The organism is Siccirubricoccus deserti, assembly GCF_014283215.1.
Lineage (GTDB): Bacteria > Pseudomonadota > Alphaproteobacteria > Acetobacterales > Acetobacteraceae > Siccirubricoccus > Siccirubricoccus deserti.
The window spans coordinates 13,991-35,741 of sequence record NZ_JACOMF010000043.1; the positions used below are offsets into that span (position 1 = coordinate 13,991).

The following is a 21,751-nucleotide window of genomic DNA, read 5'->3' on the forward strand; positions in this document are numbered from 1 at the left end:
CTTCGTCCTGACGGTGGAGATCGAACAGGAGCACGGCACAACGGGAGTATGGCCAATGACCGGAAGTGAAAGGGCCAAGGAGATCTACCTAACTGGCCTGCGGAACCAGCACGGGGTCGAGGCCCAGGCGATTGAGACTATTGAGCGCGAACTGGACCGGATGGAGCCTTATCCTGAGCTGCACGCGCGCATGAAGGAAGAAATCATCCGCTCCAAGACGCAGCAAGCGCGGCTGGAGACGCTGTTATCAGGTCACGGCACCTCCCCGTCTGCGACGAAGGAGATGGTGACCTCGATAGTCGGCAAAGTGGCGGGCGTAGTGCATCTGCCAGCCTCTGATGAGGTGATCAAAAACCTGCTCGCCGCTATTGGCTACAAGGCCTATGAGGTCGGCTCGTACAAGGCGCTGATCACGATGGCCAAGGCGGCCGGTGCGGACGGGGATGTGCAGTCCCTCGAGCAGTCAATGCACGAGGAAATGGAAATGGCTGAGTGGCAGCTCAACCACCTGCCTCGTATTGTTGAAGCCTTTATCAGCCGCACAGAAACCAAATAGGGACAGCGCATTCGTCGTCTCGACGGAAGACGCGATCGCCGCCTCCCGTCGAGAGGCCTTGCCTCTAAACATTCTGGCGATTTACTCCTTTTTAAGAAGAATTTTGTCCATGATCTTCGCAGCGTTCCACCTCGAAAAGTGGAACCCAATCTGATTAGACTACCTCGTCCAGAGAATTTCGTATCCCGGTTCCCAACGCTGCTCCAGTCGGTTTCCTTACAACCTGTCTCTCCCGACCAGGGCACCGCGCTGAGGCGCAGGTTTCCTGCGGTTTTCGGCTGCGACCTTGAGGGTTCGAGGCCGGAACGAGGACGGTTCTTCTCTCCGAAATGCCGGAGACTCTCCCCACCTTGAGGGTAGGCCGATTTTTCCAACAAGGTCTGACCCTTTGTTTTTACTCGATCTCTGGCCCGGCTGGCTGGCCAGAATTCAGCGGACCGACTGCCGGGCAGAGAACGGAGAATCTCGCTTCGGTCCCAAGCGGGCGAGCGTGCCTGATGGTCGCTTTCCGCCAGGGGCAGGCCCGCAGGTCAGTTCCATTGGGCTGAGCTGACTCACATCGCCACGGCTCGCTCAACCAGCTCGCCGCGCCTCCGTCGCGGGCCGTTGGACTACAAGGGCGATCGCGCCCAGCACGCAGACCAGGGCCGCCACATCGAAGGTGCCGATCTGGCGCTGCAAGAGCAACGCGCTGCTCGGGACAGCGGCATGGCCGCGCCGATGGTGCTGGACGGACCGATCAACAGCGTCGCCTTCCAGGCCTATGTCGACCAGGGCCTGGTCCCCGAACTGCAGCCCGGCGACATCGTAGTGATGGACAACCTCGGTAGCCACAAGGGCGCAGGCGTCCGCGCGGCGATCGAGGCTGCGGGCGCGAGCTTGCTGTACCTCCCGCCATGCAGCCCCGAGTTCAACTCAATCGAGAATGCCTTTACAAAGCTGAAGGCCATGCTGCGCAAGGCCGCTGCGCTCACCGTTGAGGGCCTCTGGAACACCATTGGCTGCATCGCCGACACCTTCACGCCAGCCGAGTGCGCCAACTACTTCGCCGCCGCCGGCCATGACCCAGACTGATCGGAAACCGTTCCAGGTCAAAGGCCGGCTTCAGCGCGGTCAATACCTGCTCTGATTTCCTCCGCTCCACGGTTGATCGAGACACCCCGCAAGCGGACGGTATCCGCCGATGGGGTGCATGATGACGACAGAGACGATGGATGCCGCTGGTCCTGGCCGGGGTGGTCGGATGTCGCGGCAGCGCAAGCGGGACGCGGTGCTTCGGCTGCTGCGTGGCGAGGATCTGGAGACGGTCTCGCGGGCACTGGGTGTCACGGCGGCGACGCTGAGCGGCTGGCGCGACGCCTTCCTGGCGGCTGGAGAGGCGAGCCTGGCGACGCGGCCCACGGCAGGGGAGGAACTCGAGAGCGAGCGGCTCAAGGCGCGGCTGGGCGAGATGCTGCTGGAGCGCGAGTTGCTGGAGGCCAAGGTCGCAGCCCTGGAGGGCGGCAGCCCTTTGGCCCGGCGGAGGTCACGGCCATGAGCCTGACCATCTCGCCCAGCAGCGGCAGGCCCTATGGCTTGGCGCGAGTCTGCCGGGTCTGGCGCATGGCCCGGGCCACGGTCTACCGCCATCGCGCACCGCCCCGGACCGAGCCGCCCAGGCGATCTGGGCCGGTCGGGCCGATGCCGGATGCGGCGTTGCTGGAGGCGGTCCGGGCTGCCCTCGCCGCCAGCCCCTTTCATGGCGAGGGCCACCGCAAGGTCTGGGCCCGGCTGCGCATGGAAGGTGTCCGGACCTCCAGGCGCCGGGTGCTGCGGCTGATGCGCGAGCACGGCCTGCTCGCCCCCTCGCGGATCGGCAGCCCCCGGGGTCCGCGCTTTCTCGTCAATCACCCGAGGTGGGCCGAGTGCGTTAGCAGCGCACGCTCGGATCTGTTCGGGGGACTCGGGGTAACCTGCGTCCCTACCGGGTAGCGCGGCCTGGTTCACTCGGCGGGATCGCAGCCGCGACTGCCCACCTGGAAGGCGTAGAGTTCGCCGATGCACCGAAGTACCTCGGCGGTCAGCGGTGCACCGCTGCTATCTCAGTGGCGACAGCTATGCCCCAGGCCTGCCACCCAAAGTTACACCCGGCGCCCGGAGCATGAATCCAATGTGCGATGACAATCTGTCTGTTGTCGCGGTCACCCCGATCCATGACGGTCGAAGCAAGCCTTGACGCCAAAGTATTGCAGCCACTGAGGCAACGTTGACGCCAACCTGTGCCTCCAGCCATGCAAGCGTACGATGCTCACCACCAAGGAACGAGGCCGGCAAGGCGCAGAACAAGGCGAGCGCCTCGGGCAAGCCCCTGGAGTCGATTTGCACGCTGTAGGCAAGGCGCCGCCCTTCCAACGCCAAGTCGGGGTCGCGGCCGCAGAGCGTGGCGAGCCCGGCCCGGAGCCGAGACGCTGCAGAGACGAGATTTGTTGTGCGACCGAGCGAGGCAAGATCGCCCGGCTCATAGCGCCGCCGCCGCCAGTACAGCTCCACCCGGCCCGTGGAATCGAGGCCAAGATGGAACAAGCGCAGGCCGACTGTGCTCATCGGGCGCCAGGCGTCAGCTTCCCGAAGAAGGTCCGCGGCTGTTGGCCCCGTGCCGACATAAAGCTTATAGCGATCTCCGTCCGCATCATGCCGACCGCCCAGCCAGATGCCGCGTCCATTTCCCATCACCGCCGCACGCCGCGCCAGGGCCACCGAAGCGGATGGCAAGGCCGTTCCGAGGGCATCTAGGCGCCTGAGGGCTGCCGGCATTCTGTCCTTCGCCGGAATCTCCGGCGGCGCCGGCTCAGCCGTCCAGAACAGACCGGGGCAACCCGGCCGCCAGATCAGTTCCGCCGGGAAGCCGCCGGGGGCGATGTCGCTAAAGCGCCAGGCCACCTCCGGCCAGGCCGAGCCGTCGAGCGGTGCCAGCGTGCCGTGCAGGGCGGCCCGGCCGCGGGCCACGGCGGCCGGCGCTTCCACCGCAAAGCGATCGATCACGTCAGCCAACATGGGCCAGCCTGAGGTGGCGGCCAGGCTCATCCCGGAATGCCGATCAGCGTCTCCCGCGTAGTCTCCGGCGGGCGCTGCACCATGCGGTTATCCGTGCCGATGACGGTGACGCGGTAGGTGAATTCGCGCCGGGTCCGGTCGCGGATGGACAGGCTGAGCGGGCGGATCGCCTGATCAGCGCCGGTGAAGCTTAGCCGCTCGAAGCGATCGATCCGGTTGGCCGGGTCGGCATAGGTGACATCGATGAACACCTCCCGCACCTGCGCCGGGTCCCAGAGCGGGATGAAGCGGATGTCGAGCGCGGTGTCGAAGGGATCGTCCATCGCCACCGCCTGGGCGGTGCTCTGCAGCGGGTCGTCGCGCAGCACGGTGCCGTCCTTCAGGTGGTGCACCAGGGTGTAGCTGAAGCCCTGCGTCACCGGCGCCGAGGTCCGCACCCGCCACAGCTGCGGCGCGTCCCCGGCGCGCACCGTCAGGGTCCGTTGCGCGACCCAGCCGGTGGCGGGGTCGGTCAGCGACAGCTCGACCTCGATCCGCTCCACCGCGGCGGCATCGATCCGGTTCGCCACCACGCTGACCTCATGGAAGCCGAGCACGCCATGCGGCGTGACCACCAGCGTGCGGTCGGCGGTGTCGCGCGGCGGCATCTCGTAGGAGAGCTTCTCGCCATCCCAGCCGGCATCCGGCGCGAAGTGGAATTGCTCGGCGACCCGGTAGGCGGTGGCGAGGGCCGGGCTTATGAAGGTGGTGAATGTCTTCTGCTCCGGATGCGCCGGATCGAAGACCATGTCCGCATGCTTCAGGGTCGCGGGCGCGCCTGGGTCGCCATAGTCGATCGCCAGCTGGGCCGAGACCATGCCGATCCGGGCGAAGTCGATCGGCGCGTCCACCGTCACCTCGAATTCGCGGAAGAACGGGTCGTCCAGATCGACCTCGACGAAGTGCTTCGCGGGATCCTCGAGATCGGCCAGCAGCAGGCCGAAGAAGCCCTGCGGCGCGTAGGTCCGCTGCACCGCCTCGGTGCGGTGGTAGCGCAGCGTCAGGGTCTTGCGCTCCTCCGTCGCTATCGCCTTGAGGCGGAAGGAAACCAGCGCGGGCGTGCCGGCGGAACCCGCAGGCGTGCTCGGCTTCTCCGGGGTCTCGGGCTTGTCGGGCTTCTTCGGCTCCTCGGGCTTCTCCGGCTTGGCCGGCATCGCCGCGCGTTCCAGCCTGCCGCGCACCACCACTTCCGGGGTCGTCTCGGCGGGCGGCGGCGGGGGCGGGGGTGGCGGCGTTGTGCCGGCCACCTTGCCGGTGATCCGCACCACGCGCCATTCCGGATCGTCGTCGGTGCCGAGCGCCTTGGCCTGGTCATGGCCGGTGGCCTTGTCGGACTGCACCAGGGCGCCGCCGCGCAGGCTGGCGCGGGCCACGGCCACGCGCTGCTGCGACAGGCTGCGGTCGCGCGCCACTCGCGCCACCGGCTCCGGCTGCAGCGGATCCTTGCCCGGCGGGAAGCGCTCGAAGCTGGCGAAGCCTTCCAGGTTCACGGTGCGCGGGCTTGCCAGCGTCTCCAGCCAGGCGCGCAGGCGGTCGGCGCCCAATGGCTCGCCCGGCTGCGGCATCGGCTTGCCGTCCACCCGGCTGGCGGCCTTGAAGCGCTTGTCGTCCGCCCCGTTGCCGGCATAGCTCAGCGCCATCGGATGGGTCGGGCTGAAGCCCGGCGTCACCGCCGGCTTGTCCTTGTCGAAGAACAGCAGGAAGGTCTCGGTGGTGGTCGCCGGCGTCGCGAGCGGCGTCGGCGTAGGCGGCGTCGGGGTGGGGGTCGAGGCGGGCCAGCGCACCTCGATCTGCCGCTTCGCATCCGCCGGCAGCTCGACCAGGATGGCATTGCCATCCACCTTCGCCGGCTTGTCGTCCACCTTGGCCGTCCAGCCGGCCGGCCCGGTCACCGTCACCCGCTCCTCCAGCCCCGTGGCAGCGGGCGTGTGGGCGATGGCGTGGCTGCCGGGCGGCGGCTCGGGCGTGCGGGTTACATCCTTCAGCGCCGCTGCAGGGCGTTCCGCCGGGGTGGCGGGCGTCGTGCCGCCCTCCGCCGGCTTGGTCGTCGTGCCGCCTTCGGTCTTGGCGGCGCTGCCTCCGGTCAGCGGCTTCGCCATCTCCTGCGCGCGCTTCAGCACCGCGTCCAGCGCTTCCGGCTTGGCCATCCGGCTCTCGACATCCGCCGGCGTCAGGGAAGGCTCGAACCACTTGGCCAGAAGGTTGTCCTTGAAGAAGTCGAGCGCCCACTTCTCCTTGTCCTCGCGGTCCACCGCGCCGGTGAAGTCGATGACCTCGATCTGGATCGTGCCCTCGGCCACCAGCTTCTCGAAGGCCGCGTCGATGCCGGCGCGGACCCAGTAGACTTGGGCCTCTACCCCGGCACTGAAATGCCGCCAGATCCGCTCAAACTCGGCCTTGATCGTCACCTGCAGGGCGGGGCGGAGGATGGTGTATTTCAGGTCGTAGACCACGCCGACCGGCGCGGTGCCCTGGGTGAAGGCCTGCTCCAGGATGATGGCGCCTTCCTGGCTCAGCGAGAGGGAGAAGGCCGCCGTGTTGTCGCCGGCGAGGGAGGGGATGGAGGCGCCGCGGATCGCCTCCACCGCGCGGAAGGTGCCCGGGGGCGCATCGGCCGGCGCGGCGGTGCCGCCCGAGCCTTCGAGGTCGAGCGCGATGCAGCGCACCGTGCCCTCGTCGAAGGGCACCGCGGAGAGGCGCGGCTGCCCGCCCCGCACCAGCGCGGCGAGCTGGCTGCGGATGCGCTGTTCCGTCGCCGGCGGCAGGCGGAGATTCACCTCGAACATCGCGAAGCCACCGCCCTTGGCGCCGCCGGCGACAGCCGCGGGGCGGTACTTGATGAAGGTGAAGGCGCCGCTGTTGTCCGGCCGGCGCGCCAGGGCGACCGGCGCCGGCAGGTACCAGAACTGGAGCGGGTCCGCATGGTCCGCGAACACCGTCACCCCATCGACGGTCAGCGTGCGAGTTCCAAGCTGCTGCATGACAGCCTCCTCATGCACTCATTGCGGGGCAGCGATCTCCAGCTCATCCGCCTCGGCGGTCTGCCAGTCCTGCCGCTTCGTCATGCCGTTGCCGAAGACGTAGAGGGCGCGCCATTCGTAGAAGCTGCGCGCAGGATCGACATAGTTGAACTCGAAGGCCTTGCGGCCGCCCGGGGCGGCGAAGCTGGCCTTGTCCTCCACCAGCAGGCCGTTCGCCTCGTCGGCGAAGCGCAGCTCGACATCCACCCGCTGCAGCTTGGCGCGGGCGAAATCCTGCGGCGGCCGCACCGCGATAATGCGATGGCCGCGCATATCCGGCGAGACCAGAATGCGCGGCGCCTCGGTGGCGGAGCGCGGCACTTCCAGCACCGCGCCGCCCTTCAGGATGGTGGTGACGCGGTACTGCACCAGCTTGTGCTCGCGGTCCTTCCGCTCCACCAGGAAGGGCTTCGGGCTGCGGTCCGTGGCGTTGAAGGCTAGGGATTCGGCGGTGTGCACGCCGTTGCGCGCATCCTCGTATTCCAGATCGACGAAGATCTGCTCGATATCGTCCCAGCGCGCGACCACCGGCACGACATCCACCCGCAGCCGCAGCGGGCCGACCGGGTCGCGCACATCCAGCAGGTCGGCATCCAGCGGCTGCCAGGTGGTCTCGATGTCGCGCCCATCGGCGGCGCGGTGCGAGAGCCGGGCGGAGACGCCGCGCAGCGTCTTGTCGAGGGCAAGGTAGGACCAGTCGGGCGGCGTCTGGCCCTTGGTCAGGGTCAGCGTGTCGTCGGTGCGGATGCCGTGCGCCGGATCCTCGTAGCGCAGCCGCGCCTGCACCTGCGGGTAGCGGTCCCAGGGATAGCTGGGAGAGGCGATGACCGGCAGCTTCACCCGGGCATAGAGCTCGGCCGGCTGCACCTCCAGCACCTCGCCCAGCACCGTCCGCGGCTCCGCCTGCGCCGAGAGGGGGCGCTCGCCGCCCTGGTCGGGGCGGAAATTCACGGTGAACTCGGCCTCGACCTCCTGGCGCATCCGGCCGTCCTCGACGGTGGAGGCCCATTCGACGAGCTGCTCCTCGCCGGTCTTGCGCAGCACCAGCTCCTCCGTGTCCGTGCCGTAGCGCAGGCGGACCGCCACGCTGTCGATGCCGTCGCGCTCCATCTCGCCGCGATTGGTGATGCGGATCCGGCGGCGCTGGAAGAAGGGGTCGTTCGCGTCGATCTCCCTGATGTAGCGCTTCGGGTTGTCGCCATCCCGCAGTGGGCGGAACAGGCCGCTGACATGGCCCTGCGGATAGCTGCTACGCAGCACGGCGGAGCGTTCGGAGATCTCAACATCCAGCCGCTTGCGATCGATGCGGTCGCGGGTCTGCTTCTTGTAGGTGAAGGTGCCGATGGTAGCGGCGATCGGCCCGAGCGAGGCCTGCATCGCCTTCTGATGCGCCTCGCCGAGGATATCTGCCGCACGGTCCCAGCCATCCGGCCGCGTCGTCATCGGTGGCAGGCTGGATTCGAAGAAGGCGTCAGTGATCATCTCCTCCACCCGGGCCCGGGCGGCGTTGAAGCGCGCCGTCTCCGGGCTCGCGGCGTCGGGCGCGTCGGCGACGAAATTGTCGGCGGTGAACTCGATCGCGCGGGTTTCGCGCAACTTGTCCACGGATTTGCCGATCTGGGTGGAGGTGAACATCCCCTCATGCCCGTATTCCTCGTCCAGCGCCTCCTGCACCCGGTCCCAGTCGATCTTCAGCCGGACGGAGAAGGCCGGCCGCAGCGCGACGTAGTCGAGCTGATAGACTACGAGGATGGGCGCCATCTCGCCGAGCAGCGCCTGCTCCATGATGGCGGTGCCGGCGGGGTCGAGCTGCACGGAGAAGGCGGCAGCGTTGTCGCCGTAGAGGGAGGGCTTCGCCGCGTGCTGCATCTTCAGCACGAAGCGCGGCCCGGCCTCGGGCGTCGTGGCCGGCGCCGGGGAGGTGCCGGGGCGGGGCGGCGGCGCGGGCTGGCTGTCCTGCCCGAAGATCATCAGCCGCACCTTGCCGTCGGTGACCGGCACGGGCGACAGCCGCGGCATCTGCGGCAGCCGGCCGAGCCGCTTCACCTCGGAAGCCAGGTCGTCCAGCTCGCGCGGCGAGAGCCCGAGATGGACGTCGAGGCTGAGGAAGCCGCCGGAGCCCGCCGGCGTCTCGGTACGGTACTTGAGGAGGAGTAGGTGCGGCGCCTCGCGCCCCGTCGCGGGATCGGGCGTGGTCCGCAGCCTCGGCGCCAGCGGCATGTAGTAGTGCTGCAGCGCGTCCTCATGGTCGCGGTACACCAGCACGCCGTTGACCATGTAGAAGGGCGGTTCCAGGTACATCATTGCACATCCCTCCTCCTCTCTGCCGTCAGGCGGCCGGCGGCTCCAAGACCAACACCTCGTCGCTCACCTCAAGGGGACCAACCTCCTGGCGGACGCCGCCTTCGAGGAAGTACTTCGCGGACATGGTGTATTTGCGCCGCGTCTTGTCCTTAATGCCGACGCTCCAGATGGAGGGCGGGGTGTCTTTGCGGATGGTGAAGGTGTCGTTGTGAGCGATCTGGTTGCCCGCATCCTCGTAGCTCAGCGTCACCGTTGCGAGCCGCACCTTGGTCCAGTCGATCAAATCCGGCTCGATATGCACCTCCAGCACCTCCGGCCCGATGAGAAGCGTGTTGCCCTTCACGTCGGACTCGCCGATCGGCTGGGCCTCGCCGGTGCGGAACAGGATGTTGCCGGTGTAGCTCAGCGTGCCGCCGCGGTCGTCGATGACCGGGAACACCCAGTCCTCGAAGCGTTTGCCATCCTTGCTGAAGGCCATGGATTTGCGCTGCTGGAAGCGGTTGGCTTGGTCGTCATAGACGAGGTCGACGAAGATGGTCTCGATCGTCCGCTCGAAATCGCCGCGGGTGCGGAGCGACACGGTGCGGAGCTGGAAGGGATCGTTGATGTAGAGCTGCTCGCCCTCCGCCTCCTTCTCCGGCACCGCGATCTCGCTGCCATCCTGCATGAAGTACTTCACGGCATAGCGGCAGGGCTTGTCCCGCGTCTTGAATATCACCTCGCGGATCTTGTGCTCGCGGGTCTGGTCGGTAATGGTGAACTGCTTCTCGATGCGCACGCCGGCGCCGTCGTCGTAGCGCACCATGACCTGGGCGGAGGTGACCTGGGCGAAGTTGATGTCGCCCGCGACCACATCCATCTTCCAGATGCCGAGCTCGCCGACATTGATGCTGAGGTTCGACTTCGTCTTGAGCTGCGGCGACTTGTAGACGTTGGACTCGCCCTTGTAGTTGACAAGGTAGGAATAGGTGACCTCGCCGTCGCCGCCGTCGAGGAAGGCCTCGAAGCGCTGGATGTCCTCCGGCTTCTGGAAGGTCCAGGTCTTGGCGTGCTTCTGCCCCTGCGGGCCCTTGTACTCCATTGCCACGTCGACGCCGAAGATCGGCAGGTCGGCAAAATCGGCATTGACCTGCACGTTGATGCCGAAGCTCTTGAAGAACGGATCGTCGGCATCGATGGTCTGGATCACCTGGTTCCAGTCCACCGGCTTGCCGTCCACCGTGACGGTCTTCAGCGATGGCAGCTTGCCGGGCGGATGGACCACCTGCTCGATGACGCGGTTCTCCTTGTACTCGACCGTGACGCTCGAGATGCGGGTCGCGTTGACCGTGCGGATGACGTTGTCGAAGCCCTGCTCGCGCAACTTGGAGACGTCGCGGTTCTCTGGCGGGATCGCCTCCAGGATGTTGCGCTTGATCCCTTCGGCAAGCTGGTTGTTCACCCGATCCTCGACCGCGATGAGCGCCTTCTCGAAACCGGCGGGATCGGCGCCGGGCGGTGCCGCGGGGCGCAGGATCCACTCGACCTTCGAGGTCTCGGACTTGCTGATGAGCTCGGTGATCTTCTCCTCGTAATCGTCCTCGGCAAACCAGCGCGTGTCGTCATGCATCTCCTGGCGGAAGGTCATGAAGCTCGAGGCCTCCCAGAAGCCGCGGATATGGCCGGGCGGCATGCGCCCCTGGAAGGTCAGGGTGTAATTGGCCTGGACGAAGGACTCGCCGATGCCCTTGATCGCCTCCTCGAAGATCCGGGCGCCGATATCGGAGAACTCGACCTGGATGGCGACGGCATTGGTGCCGTAGAGCGAGGGCGCGCTCGGGGCGCGGATCTTCTCCACCAGCGCGCCGCCGCTGTCGAAGCAGACGACATCCACCTTGCCGCTGAGGAAGGTCGGGCGGTCGAGGCGGAGCACGGCGCCCTGGCCGGGCTGCAGCCGCCCCTCGCGGCGCAGCCTTTCCTCCAGCACGGCGCGGATCTTCTGCTTCTGCGCCTCGGTCATTGCCAGCTCGACCTGGAAGGAGGCGAAGCCGCCGCCCTTCTTGCCGTTCGCCCGCTCGATCGGCATGCGGTACTTGATGAAGCCGAAATTCGGCCGCCCGCCGGGCAGGATCTGCCAGCTCACTTGGTTCGGCAGCAGGTAGAATTGCCGGAAATCCTGGTCGTCGCCGAAGACCTGCACGCCTTCGATCGTCTCGGACTTTGCGATGGACAGCATGGGTGTTTCCTCCGCATCGGCGCTTGCCGCGCCTTGGTGAAAGCCTCGGGCTCCGTCAGCCGCCGCCCAGCCAGCCAGCGAGGTCGGCGGTCAGCTCCAGGGTCAGCGGCGCGGCTTCGGTCCGCGTCGCCTCCGCCTGCACCGTGGTGCGGGCGCCCGGCCCCGCCGTGCCGGTCCGCGCCAGGCTCTGCACCGCCTGCGCCATGGCGGCGCTGCGGACGGTGCGGCGCAGCTCCTCGCTGGCGCCGGGATCGGCCTGCTCCGACCACTTCGCATCGCCCGTCTCGATGGCGCAGCGGATGGCCGCCTCGGCTCCTGCGGCGTCGATCTGGCCGGTGCCGTCCAAATGGTTGGTCAGGTCGCCGGCGAGCGCCGCGGTGGCGGCCCGCCGCCGCGGCAGGGCGACGCGGTAGAGCACCCGCAGCCGCCCGGCTTCGCCGCGCAGCCCGGCCAGGGCGGTGGCCGCGCGGCTGTCCCTGAGCACGGCGGAGAAGGCCGCCGCTTGGGGCGGCAGGTCGGAGGCGCGGGCGGTGGCGATCTCGGCGAAGCCCTCCGCCTCGGCCACCTCCAGCGCGGCGTGGCGCATGGTGAGCGCTGCGGGGTGCAGCTCCGCCGCCGGCCCGGCGAGCTGCGCCACCTCCTGCTGTAGCAGGGCCATGGTCGCCTCCGTCGGCTGCAGGCTGGCGCCGACCGAGAGCATGGTCATTCCCGCCGCCTCCAGCGCCGAGACCTGCGGCCGGCCATTGGCATCCAGGAGCGGCAGCGGCTGCTCGGCCAGGTAGAGCCAAGCGCCGTCCTCCGCCCAGAGGCGCACGCCGGCGATGGTGCGGCCCGGCAGCGCAGTCCCGATTCCGTTCATGCGGCGTCTCCCAGCGCGATGACCAAGGGCCCGGGGCCGCGATCCGGCGCAGACCAGGGGGCGCCCGGGGCGTGGCGGCGCCAGCGCAGGCCGGGCCGGAAGGGGTCGCGGCAGAACCAGCGGAAGATTCGGGCGGGCTCGGCTTGCGTGAAGGCCAGGGTGACCGGCTCCGCCCCCTCCGCCGCATCCTCCGGCAGCAGGTCCAGCGCGGCCAGGGTGGTGCCGGCGGCCAGCTGCACCTCCACCCGCAGGTCGCGCGGGCCGAGGCCCGGCACATCCTGCAGCAGCAGGCGCCGGTCCTCCGCTGGGAAGGGCGGCAGGCTCAGCCGTGCCCCGCCGGCGCCGCACAGCTCCGGCGCGATGCTGGCGGCCGTCGCATCCGGCGGCAGGCCGAAGACGGCGGCGGGGCGCTGCCGGTCCAGCTCCGCCTCGGCGCGGAAGGGGCCGCCGGGCAGCTGCGCCGAGAGCCGCAGCAGCAGCGTGCCAAGGCCAAGCAGCGCCGGCTCCGCCTCCAGCTCCACCAGCCGCAGCGGCAGCAGCGCCGGGGTCAGCAGGGGGCGTGGGCCGGCGCCCTCGACCTCCTCGGCCTGCAGCCGCTCCACCCGGCGGCCATCGGCGGCCGGGACGAAGGCGAAGCCCTGCAGCCGCCAGGCGAGCCTCTCGCCCGGGGCCAGGCGGACGGCGAGCTCCGGCGCCGACGCGCCGGGCGAGAGCTCCAGGTCGTGGCGGATCTCCTGCGGCCGGTCGGGGGGATTCGGCGGGAACCGGATCCGGGCGCCGAGGCCGAGGATGCCCGCCACGGGCTGCGGCACGGTCTGCCCCAGCAGGAGCCGGTGGAAGCCAAGGCCGAGCGGCGCCGCCGTGCCCCTCGCCACCAGCGACTCCGTGCTGCCATGCCCGGCCGCCAGCGCCAGCGCCGCGGCCACGGGGTCGAGCCGCAGGGCGACGGGCCGCGGCGCCACCAGCCGCTCCGCCAAGTCGATGTCGATGCGCTCCGGCAGCGCCTCCCCGGCCGCCGGCAGGCGGAGCATCGGGGTGCCGTCCGGCGCGCTGGAAGGGGCGGGACGCAGCAGCTCCCGCGCCCGTAGCCGGTCCAGCACGGCCAGGGCCAGGAGGTCGGGCGGCAGCCCCTCCGGCAGCGGGCCGAGGCCGATGCCGGGCTGCGCCGGCTCCAGCCGCAGCCGCGCCAGCAGCACCTCGCGCGGCAACAGCCCGTCCGGGCCGGCCAGGGTGCCGAGCCAGGCGAGCAGCGCGCCGACCTCCAGCCGCAGCGACAGGCCGGGCAGGCGCGGGGCGATGCCATCCACCTCCAGCTCCGCCAGCGCGTCGAGGCCGAGCCCCCTGCCGGCGGCGAGCAGCCCTTCGACCAGCGTCGCGGCGGTCTGGGAGAGCGGCAGGGCGAGCCGCGCTAGGCCGAGCCCGTTCCAGTCGAGCGGGAGCGGCGCCAGCAGCTCCGGCGGGATCGTGCCGAGCGCCGCGGCGGGGCGCAGCCGCAGGCTGCCGCGCGCCACCCGGGCGAGCATGGTGCCGGGGATGTCCTCGCCTTGCAGCCGCAACCGCAGCTCCAGGCACCCCATGCCTTCGGCCGGCGGCAGGGCGCGCAGGACCGAGAGGCGGAAGGCCGGCCTTCCATCCGGCTCCGTGGCCAGGGTGACCGCCCGGGGCAGCAGGACCGGTGGCGCCAAATCCCCTTCCGCGGCGAAGGCGGTCCCGCCTTCCAGCGTGACCGGTCGTCCCCAATCCGGCAGCATGGCGGGCACGGCTCAGCCCTCCTTCGGCAGCAGGGGGACGAGGAGGTCGCTGCTGTCCTCCCGCCACTCGCTGTCGGTGGCGCGGGAGGAGCGGCGGATGACGCTGCAGCGGTAGCGGTAGCCGGATGGGCCCGCGGCGCTGCGCAGCACGATGCTGCCGATGGGAATGGGCAGCCGCAGCTCGGCCTCCGGCTTCTCCGGCGTCAGCTCCAGCGTGGTGCCGCGCTCGAACTGCACCAGCACGGCCAGGGCGGGCTCCGCGGCATTGCCGTCCGGCGCCTCAAACATCGCGGGGAAGAGCTTCACCCGGATGGTGCGGCTGATCTCGTTCGGCGTGGTGGTGTCGAGGATCACCTCCCACAGCCCGGCGGCGTCGGGGCGGACGCGCAGCCCGTCCAGGTCCAGCACCGGCTGTGCCTCGGCCGGCGCCGGCGCCGCGGGGGTGAGCACGCAGCTCAGGCTGGCGCCCGGCGCCAGCTCCGCCGGCAGGGGCTGGGAGAACTCGCCGATCGTCGCCGCCACATCCTGCCCGGCGGCGCGCAGCAGCCCGCCCAGGCTGGCGACAGTGAGAGGGCTCTCGATGGCGTTCGTCAGAGTCAGCGCGAAGCTGCCGGGGGCCAGGCCGGGCGCTGCTTGCACCTCCACCAGGTTGCCGTTCATCGTGTCGAACCGTGCCTCGAAGGGGATGCGGTCGGTGACGCCGCTGCCGAGATCGACCCGCACCTCGCCGCGCATCAGCGCGACGGAGCCGCCCATCAGCGCGTCGTACACCGCCTGGAAGGCGGGCAGCGGCAGGGTCTCGACATGGGTGAGGCCGGAGCGGAGGTCGATCAGCGCGCCGGGCCGCTCGGTGAAGCCGACCGCGCCGGGCAGCGCCATCCACAGGCTGGCCTTCTCCACCTGCAACGGCTCGAAGACGATGTCGTCTGGGCTGGCGCCGGCGGGCAGCAGCTTGGCCGCTAGGGCCTGGCGCGCGGCCGCTAGGCGATCCGGGTCGGTGAAGGGCGTGGCGACGAATTCCAGCACCATCGCCGCGTTTTCCGGCCCGGTGGCGCCGGGGGCGAGGCGGGTGGCGACGACCGGCAGGAAGGGCGCCGGCTTGCCGCGCCGAGCCAGGCGGAAGGCGTTCGGCAGATAGTAGGCGGTGTTCGGCCGGGCGGTGTCCTGCCAGTAGGTGTGGAAGCGGTCGCCCTGCGCCACCTGATGCGGCGAGAGGCCGAGCTGCCCAGCGCCGGGCCGCGGCCCCTCGAACAGGTCGCGGTTGAGGTCCGGGTTGAAGAAGAAGGGGTTGGGCTCCGCCACCTGCTCCAGCGCCCGGGTGACGGGACGGAAGCGGTTGGGGCTGCCCACAACGGGAATGGCGACGCGCACCGAGCGGGTGATGAGCAGGCCCGCGCCGCCTTCCAGATTGGTGACGGCGGCCAGAGCCTGGTCGCGCTCGGCGGGGCCGGAGAAGCGCAGCGTCGCCACCAGGGAGAGCCCATCGGCGGTCTCGCCGATCTCCTGGAAGGCGAGCTCCTTGGTGGCGCCGCCACCGCCGGCCAGCACCAAGCGGTAGGTCAGCCGCAGCAGGATCTCGTGCGGCAGCTCCGCCGTCGCGGTGCCGGCCGGGATCTGCGGCGCGCGCTGCTTCTCGAGGCGCAGGGTCAGGATGGGGGCACCATCCGGCGCCTGGCCGAAGCGGATCTCATAGCCCCCGGTGCCGGTCGTGCCGCGGCGGGCGAGGCGGTATTGCGGCAGGTGCATCGGCGGCGTGCCGGGCACCGCGGGCTCGTAGGTGACGGTGTCCGTCACCTCCTGTCCGGGCGCCACGGGCAGCGCCAGCTCCTCCCGGCTCAGGCCGGTATCGCCGGCATAGGCCAGGCCCTGGCATTTGCGGCACCAGCGCCAGCCGGTCTGGCCGGGTGCGTTCGGGTCGTTCATCGGCACCGCATAGGCACCGCTGCCGCCGTGGTCGTGCTGGCCGCCGGCCGGGCACGGCCCCGGCGCGCCGCCGCCATAGGCCAAGCCCTGGCATTTGTGGCACCAGCGCCAGCCGGGCTGGCCGGGCGCGGCGGGATCGTTCATCGCGACGGTGTAGGCGGCGCTGCCGGTGTGGTCGTGCTGGCCGCCGCGCGGGCAGCGGCTCTGCGCCACGCCGCCGCCATAGGCCAGGCCCTGGCATTTGCGGCACCAGCGCCAGTCCGGCTGGCCGCGCGCCTGCGGGTCGTCGCAGGCGAGCGTATAGGCGGCGCTGCCATTATGGTCATGCACGCCCCCGGCCGGGCAGGTGTTGAGCAGCACGATCGGACGGGGGCGGATCTTCACCACCTGGTCGAAGATCTGCGGATTGACGATGCGGGTCTCGTCGAGCGTTACGTCAACGCGGGGCCGGACGAGCCGCGGCGCGAGCGCTGCTGCGGGGATCGCCTCGGCCAAGTTGCGTTGTGGCGCGGGCATGATGTCGGCTGAGGCTGCTTCGGCGACGACTGGCCTGAAGCTTGCCGCGGCGCCGACGCGCGCGAGAACGAGCCTGTTACTCGCCATGACGATCTGCCTCCCCGTCGCTGGGTCACCTGCAGCGCATCGCGCCCGAGCGATTGAGTCATTTGTAGACGACATTCAGTATCGGGCGATTTGATGGGTTGTATCTCCTGGTCGGCCATCGCGTCGGTGACATTTCGCACAATGGATGGAGGCAGCGAGGCGCAGAGAAGGTTCTGCAGCTCATTGCGAAAGCCTTCGGTCTAGCCTGCCCTTCTCACCAGGGGCGGGTCTGATGGCGTGAGCGGCTGATGGTGGCTGGTGTTCTGGCTTGATAGCCGGCGTGTGGGCGGAACGGCTGCTCTTCGGCCATGCCGCGCCATCGCCGCGTGCTGTGCAGCGTTGGCGGGGCCTATGGCGGCTTGCGATGTCTGGGTCGTCAGGGCGCTGCGGCGGCGGTCAATCGAGCGTAGGCCAGAGCAAACTCGGCCTGGTGCGGATGGGCTGACGCCATGGCGATCTTGATACGGCGGACGGAGCGGCGGACCTGTGCGCCGATCTTGAGCAGGGCAAGGCGCAGCGTGCCGCAGGTAGCCTGGGCGAACTGGGTGTGGGCGAGACCGATGCGGCGCAGGGCGCATAGCAGGACGTAGGCCATGGCGGCGAACCACAGGCGCAGCTGGTTGGCCCGCATGGTGGCCGCGGATGCGCGGTCGGCGAAGAGATCGAGCTGGCACTCCTTGATTCGGTTCTCCATGTCGCCCCTGGCGCAGTAGACGCGCTCGTAGAGGCTGCGGGCCTCGATCTCGGCGGGGCGAAGCGAGGTGACAATGAAGCGCGGGTTGGCCTCGCCGCGGGTCCACTCCGCCTTGCCGATCACGCGCCGCCGGCGCGACCAGCTGTCCAGCGTCGACCAGCGGAAGTCGCGGAAGCGCCGCGCTGGCTGGCCGGTCCTGGTAGCCTCCTCCTCGGCCCAGGCGAGATCGATGGAAATCTCCTCGACCAAGCGAGCGTTGCGGGCCAGACCGAAGACGAAGTCGATCCGGTTCGCCTCGCACCAGGCCATCAGTGCCTCGCGGGCGAAGCCGCTGTCGGCCCGCAGCAGAATGCGAACCCGCGGCCAGCGGGCGCGGATGCGGCCGATGATGCGCGCGACCTCCTCCACCGCGCCGGCCGAGGCGTCAATGTTCGACCGCCGCAGCCTCGCCGCCAGCAGGTGCCGACCGCAGAAGATGTAGAGGGGGAGATAGCAGTAGGCGTCGTAGTAGCCGTGGAAGAAGCGTCCTTCCTGATGCCCGTGCAGCGGGATGTCAGTGGCGTCCAGGTCGAGGATGATCTGCCGCGGCACCGAGCGATGCGCGTCGAGGAACCAGTCCACGAACAGCGCCTCGATCGCCGCGCCGTCGTGGCCGATGAGGTGATAGCGGCCAGGCTCGTCTGCCGGCGCATGTTCCAGTCGGTTCAGGGTGCTTTTGCCGGCCAGCGGGGCACAGCCGGCTCGGCGCGCCTCCAGCTTGCCGGCAAGCACGGCCAGCACCGGGTCGTGGCGGAGTTGGTCATGGTCGACCACGTCCTCGTGGCCAAGGGCGATGCCGAAGACGCGCTGGCCGACCAGGGGGGTGACCTCGTGCTCGGTGCGCTCCGGCATCCGTGCGTCGCGGAAGCAGGATGCGAAGCCACGGACCAGACCGATCGCCCGGTCCGTGGCGCCGAGCAGCAGCGCGCCGGCATTGGAGGTGATCGCCCCGACGTCGAAGGCCGCGACCACGGCGCGGCCCTCGACGGGCGCGAAGCCGAACGGAGACGGATCGTGGTCTGTCGGCATGGGCGAGCTCCTCCGCGCGGTATTGGTCCCCCCGAAAAGGGACAACCCGATCGGGAATGCCGGGCGACAGGATCTTGTTTGCCCCTCGCAGCACACCACTGCATCGGTGGCGCGGGCCGCGCTCAGCCGAACAGGCGCCGCGCATTCCCGCCGAGCAGCAGCCCCGCCGCCCCCACGCCGAGGCCGGCCGCGGCCGCCGCCGCCAGCGCCCGGCCGGGGTCGAAGATCGGGCAGTCGCTGCCGAACAAGACGCGCTCCGGGCCGAAGCAGGCCACGGCCTGCGCCACCGCGCGCGGGCCGAACGAGGCGGTGTCCACGTGGACCCGCCCGTGCCGCAGCCGCTCGGAGGGCGGCGGCGCCCCCGGCCGCTCCCCGCGCGCGACCTCGTCCATGCGCTCAACCAGGAAGGGGACGGCCCCGCCGAGGTTGGCGACCTGCACCGTCACCCGCGGGTAGGCGTCGAGCAGATCCGAGAGGCCGAGCGTGACCACGGCCGAGGAGAGCCGGGCCTGCGCCTCCAGCACGATGCGACGCTGCCAGGCGGCGTGCGCCGACGCTTCGCCCACCGTGCGTTCGGGCAGCGGCGACACCGGGCCGGGGTGGACGAAGAGGTGCGCGCCGAGCCGATCCGCCGCGGCCAGCACCGGTCCGAGGCGGGCCGCGTCCTCCGGCGTCAAGAAGGCGTCGGCGGCCAGGACCGCACCGCGCAGGCCCGCGCCGTGCGCCCGCTCCAGCTCCGCGGCCGCGCGTGCGGGGTCGGCGAGCGGCAGCGCCGCGAGCGCGGCGAAGCGGTCCGGCGCGGCGGCGATCGCGGCGGCGGCGGCATCGTTGAAGGCGGCCACCAGCGGGAGCGCCTCCTCGGCCGGCAGGCAGTCCACGCCGAAGAGGCTGCCCAGCGAGAGCACCTGCCGCGCCACCCCCCACCCGTTCATGGCGTCCAGCCGCGCGCCGAGGTCGCCCATCGCCGCGTCGAAGGGCAGCTCCTCTTGGAAGGTGACGAGGCGCTCGCCGCCGCCGCCGCTCGGCGCCGGCCCGATGCGCGGCGCCGCCCGCCGGCAGCGGAGCAGGGCCGCGAGCCCCGGCGGGATCCAGTGCGCGTGGCAGTCCACCGCGCCCGCGGCCATCCCCTACCGCGCCCTGCCGAACACGGCGACGCGCATCCCGTCCTGCACCTCGATCAGGCCGCGCAGGAAGCGCGCGGCGTCCTCGGGTGAGCCCCGCACCGTCTCCATCCCCAGCTCGGCGAAGCGCCGGCCCAGCGCCGGCGAGGCCGCGGCGCGGTTCGCCGCCTCGCTCAGCCGCAGCACCGCCGCCCCGGGCGTGCCGGCCGGCGCGAACAGGGTCACGCCGGCGTTGTAGACGAGGTCCGGGTAGCCCGCCTCGCCGATGGTCGGCACCTCGGGCAGCTCCGCCAGACGCGCGGCCGAGAGCAGCGCCAGCCCGCGCAGGTGCCCGGCGGCGACCTGCGGCAGCAGCGGCGCGGCGGCCTGCACGACGAAGGACACCCGCCCGGCCATCAGGTCCGCGACATAGTTGTCGCGGTAGGGCACGTGCACCGCCTCGATGCCGGCGCGGCGGCAGAACCGCTCGGCCTGGAGGTGGAAGGAGGTGCCGATGCCCGGCGAGGCGAAGTTCAGCACCCCAGGACGGGCCCTCGCCAGCGCCACCAGCCTGGCGAGGGAGTCCACCCCGAGCGCGGGCGAGGCCGCGACGACCCAGTGGTCGCGTGTGACGCGGGCGACCGGGACGAAGTCGCGGAAGGGGTCGAGCGGCGGCCGTTCGGCCATGACGAAGGAGTAGATCACGGCGTCCGTGCTGCCGATCAGCAGGGTGTGGCCGTCGGCCGGGGCGCGGGCCACGTGCTCGGCGGCAAGGCTGCCGCCCGCGCCGGGGCGGTTCTCCACCACGACCGGCTGGCCCAGGAACTCGGCCATCGCCTCGGCGGGGAGGCGGGCGATGACGTCCTGCCCTGGCGGGAAGGGCACCACGACCCGCACCGGGCGGCTGGGGAAGCCGGGCGTCGCCTGCCCCCACGCCGCGCGGCCTCGGAAGGCGCCGCCGCCCACCGCGGCGAGGCACACCGCCCCCCCGAGGAGATGCCGGCGCAAAAGGCGGTGGCGGGTGGAATGCATCACGGCCATGTCCGGACCTCCCTGTGCCCCGGGCCGCCCCGCGCGGAGCGGGGGTCGGACCCTGTACCCCCATGTGGCGCCGCCGCGCGCGCCGCGGCAGTCACCGCGTCGGCACTTCACTTGTGAGCGGATTTCACGAGACTGCCTCTGAGATAGCGGAGCCCCGGCCATGGACCGCCTGCGCCAGATCGAGATGCTGGTCCGAGTCGTGGAGGCGGGCAGCTTCACCCGGGCCGCCGCGGCGCTGCGGGTGACGCCCTCGGCGGTCAGCCACGGCATCGCCGAGCTGGAGGTCCGCCTGCGGGTGCGGCTGTTCCACCGCACCACGCGCCAGCTCCGCCTGACCCCGGAGGGCGAGGCGGCCTACCGGCGCGCGCGGGGGATCGTGGACGGCCTGGACGCGATGGACGGCGCGGCGGCGACGCCCGCGCACCCCGGGACGCGCCTGGAGGGCACGCTGCGCGTCGGCGCGGCCATCCCGATCAGCCGCTGCGTCGTCGCGCCGCGCCTCGCGCCCTTCCTGTGCCGGCACCCCGGGCTGCGGGTCGAGCTGCTGGTGCAGAACGAGGCGCAGGAGATGCACGCCGGCGGGATGGACCTGCTGCTGCGCGTCGGCCCGCTCGCGGACTCGCGGCTGGTGGCGCGCCGGATGGCGCGGCTGCGCTTCGTCGCCTGCGCGGCGCCCGCCTACCTGGAGGCGGCCGGGACGCCGGCGGGCCCGGACGACCTGCCGCGCCACGCCTGCCTGGTCCACAAGCCGCCGTTCGCGGTGAAGCCCTGGGACGAGTGGACCTTCGAGCGGGGCGGCGAGCGCCGGCGGGTCGCGGTCCCGGCGGCGCTGGTGACGGACGACCGCGAGGCGCTGCTGGCCGCCGCGCTCGCCGGCGCGGGGGTCGTGCGCGTCGGCATGTTCGACCCCGGGCTGCTTGCCTCCGGCGCGCTGCGGCGGGTGCTGCCGGACTGGTCCTGCCCGGGCGGCCCGGCGCTGCACGCGCTCTACCGCCGAACCGCGGAGCCGGTGCCGAAGGTCGCCGCGTTCCTCGACTTCTTCGCTGCAGCCCTTGTCGAGTTCGACCCCGAGGGGCTGACGCTGACGCCGGTCCGGCGGTGAGCGCCGCACGCCACCGCGTCCGGGATCCGACGCCTGTGCAGACCCGCTTTCGAACCACACCCTGTCCGTGTCGAAGACTCCTGCCGCCCAGCAGCAAGCCTTTGCCGAACAAGGGCTTTTTCCCTTTCCGTAAGCCCGTGCACCGGCCCATGTGAGAAATCCGGGCTAGCCTCACCGACGAGGCCAAAACGCAAGCCCCATCGTAGGACTGCCGTGCGCCCCACCTTCCAGGCCGCCTTTGCCCTACGACAGCGAGCCGGCGAGGTCTAAGCCGAGACGGCCGCTGCGCCATGTAGCTTCCATGAGACGGCAGCGCAGGTGACCTGGAGGGGGCGGCAAGTCAGTCGATAGAGAGCTTCAGCCGGGTCACCATCCGCTGCTCGTACTCCGCACGTTCCCGCGCAAAGGCGGTGTAATCAGCGGGGCCGAGATACTCGTCCGGC

Annotated in this window: 12 protein-coding genes and 2 pseudogenes; 4 read left to right on the forward strand and 10 right to left on the reverse strand. The window is 70.8% G+C overall.

What is annotated here, in order from left to right; genetic code table 11:
- The first annotated feature begins 55 nt into the window (after positions 1-55).
- The 3 genes and pseudogenes from H7965_RS22790 to H7965_RS22800 form a co-directional block, all read left to right on the forward strand.
- Positions 56-556, forward strand: a complete 501-nt coding sequence (locus H7965_RS22790) for a DUF892 family protein (RefSeq protein ID WP_186772883.1) — start codon at positions 56-58, stop codon at positions 554-556.
- A 696-nt stretch (positions 557-1,252) separates the two neighbouring features.
- Positions 1,253-1,630 (forward strand): annotated as a pseudogene (locus H7965_RS22795) (transposase); the annotation flags it as partial.
- 121 nt (positions 1,631-1,751) lie between these two features.
- Positions 1,752-2,431 (forward strand): annotated as a pseudogene (locus tag H7965_RS22800) (IS3 family transposase); the annotation flags it as partial.
- Positions 2,432-2,650: 219 nt separating this feature from the next.
- Here H7965_RS22800 and H7965_RS22805 read toward each other — a convergent pair.
- The 10 genes from H7965_RS22805 to H7965_RS22850 all read right to left on the reverse strand — a co-directional run bounded on the left by H7965_RS22805 (position 2,651) and on the right by H7965_RS22850 (position 20,206).
- Entirely contained in the window at positions 2,651-3,619 is a 969-nt protein-coding gene (locus H7965_RS22805) for a hypothetical protein (RefSeq protein WP_186772884.1), read from the reverse strand.
- Complete coding sequence (locus tag H7965_RS22810) at positions 3,616-6,609, reverse strand: hypothetical protein (protein WP_186772885.1); 2,994 nt, start codon at positions 6,607-6,609, stop codon at positions 3,616-3,618. Before H7965_RS22810 ends, H7965_RS22805 begins: the two co-directional genes overlap by 4 nt.
- An 18-nt stretch (positions 6,610-6,627) precedes the next feature.
- Positions 6,628-8,952 (reverse strand): hypothetical protein, encoded by a 2,325-nt coding sequence (locus H7965_RS22815; protein ID WP_186772886.1) that lies wholly within the window; start codon positions 8,950-8,952, stop codon positions 6,628-6,630.
- A gap of 25 nt (positions 8,953-8,977) precedes the next feature.
- A complete protein-coding gene (locus H7965_RS22820; RefSeq protein ID WP_186772887.1) occupies positions 8,978-11,167 on the reverse strand; it encodes a hypothetical protein in 2,190 nt (729 codons plus the stop codon).
- Between the two features lie 55 nt (positions 11,168-11,222).
- On the reverse strand, positions 11,223-12,026 hold the full coding sequence (locus tag H7965_RS22825) for a hypothetical protein (RefSeq protein WP_186772888.1): 804 nt from the start codon (positions 12,024-12,026) through the stop codon (positions 11,223-11,225).
- A complete protein-coding gene (locus tag H7965_RS22830) occupies positions 12,023-13,786 on the reverse strand; it encodes a hypothetical protein (RefSeq protein WP_186772889.1) in 1,764 nt (587 codons plus the stop codon). Before H7965_RS22830 ends, H7965_RS22825 begins: the two co-directional genes overlap by 4 nt.
- A 3-nt stretch (positions 13,787-13,789) precedes the next feature.
- Positions 13,790-16,303, reverse strand: coding sequence for a hypothetical protein (locus H7965_RS22835; protein WP_186772890.1), 2,514 nt, complete (start codon positions 16,301-16,303; stop codon positions 13,790-13,792).
- 376 nt (positions 16,304-16,679) lie between these two features.
- Entirely contained in the window at positions 16,680-18,065 is a 1,386-nt protein-coding gene (locus H7965_RS22840) for an IS1380 family transposase (RefSeq protein ID WP_186772891.1), read from the reverse strand.
- Positions 18,066-18,187: 122 nt separating this feature from the next.
- Positions 18,188-19,189, reverse strand: a complete 1,002-nt coding sequence (locus tag H7965_RS22845; protein ID WP_186772892.1) for an amidohydrolase family protein — start codon at positions 19,187-19,189, stop codon at positions 18,188-18,190.
- A gap of 3 nt (positions 19,190-19,192) precedes the next feature.
- Positions 19,193-20,206, reverse strand: coding sequence for a tripartite tricarboxylate transporter substrate-binding protein (locus H7965_RS22850; RefSeq protein WP_186772893.1), 1,014 nt, complete (start codon positions 20,204-20,206; stop codon positions 19,193-19,195).
- Positions 20,207-20,366: 160 nt separating this feature from the next.
- Here H7965_RS22850 and H7965_RS22855 point away from each other — a divergent pair, with 160 nt between their 5' ends.
- Positions 20,367-21,308 carry a LysR substrate-binding domain-containing protein gene (locus tag H7965_RS22855; RefSeq protein WP_186772894.1) on the forward strand — a complete coding sequence of 314 codons (942 nt, stop codon included), beginning with the start codon at positions 20,367-20,369 and terminating at the stop codon, positions 21,306-21,308.
- The last annotated feature ends 443 nt before the right edge of the window (positions 21,309-21,751 follow it).

What these genes read in the sequence shown, in the direction of transcription:
- H7965_RS22810 (WP_186772885.1), bottom strand. Translation starts at nt 6,609, where the DNA reads ATGCAGCAGCTTGGAACTCGCACGCTGACCGTCGATGGGGTGACGGTG.
- H7965_RS22845 (WP_186772892.1), bottom strand. Translation starts at nt 19,189, where the DNA reads ATGGCCGCGGGCGCGGTGGACTGCCACGCGCACTGGATCCCGCCGGGG.
- H7965_RS22790 (WP_186772883.1), top strand. Translation starts at nt 56, where the DNA reads ATGACCGGAAGTGAAAGGGCCAAGGAGATCTACCTAACTGGCCTGCGG.
- H7965_RS22820 (WP_186772887.1), bottom strand. Translation starts at nt 11,167, where the DNA reads ATGCTGTCCATCGCAAAGTCCGAGACGATCGAAGGCGTGCAGGTCTTC.
- H7965_RS22815 (WP_186772886.1), bottom strand. Translation starts at nt 8,952, where the DNA reads ATGATGTACCTGGAACCGCCCTTCTACATGGTCAACGGCGTGCTGGTG.
- H7965_RS22805 (WP_186772884.1), bottom strand. Translation starts at nt 3,619, where the DNA reads ATGAGCCTGGCCGCCACCTCAGGCTGGCCCATGTTGGCTGACGTGATC.
- H7965_RS22835 (WP_186772890.1), bottom strand. Translation starts at nt 16,303, where the DNA reads ATGGCGAGTAACAGGCTCGTTCTCGCGCGCGTCGGCGCCGCGGCAAGC.
- H7965_RS22850 (WP_186772893.1), bottom strand. Translation starts at nt 20,206, where the DNA reads ATGGCCGTGATGCATTCCACCCGCCACCGCCTTTTGCGCCGGCATCTC.
- H7965_RS22825 (WP_186772888.1), bottom strand. Translation starts at nt 12,026, where the DNA reads ATGAACGGAATCGGGACTGCGCTGCCGGGCCGCACCATCGCCGGCGTG.
- H7965_RS22840 (WP_186772891.1), bottom strand. Translation starts at nt 18,065, where the DNA reads ATGCCGACAGACCACGATCCGTCTCCGTTCGGCTTCGCGCCCGTCGAG.
- H7965_RS22855 (WP_186772894.1), top strand. Translation starts at nt 20,367, where the DNA reads ATGGACCGCCTGCGCCAGATCGAGATGCTGGTCCGAGTCGTGGAGGCG.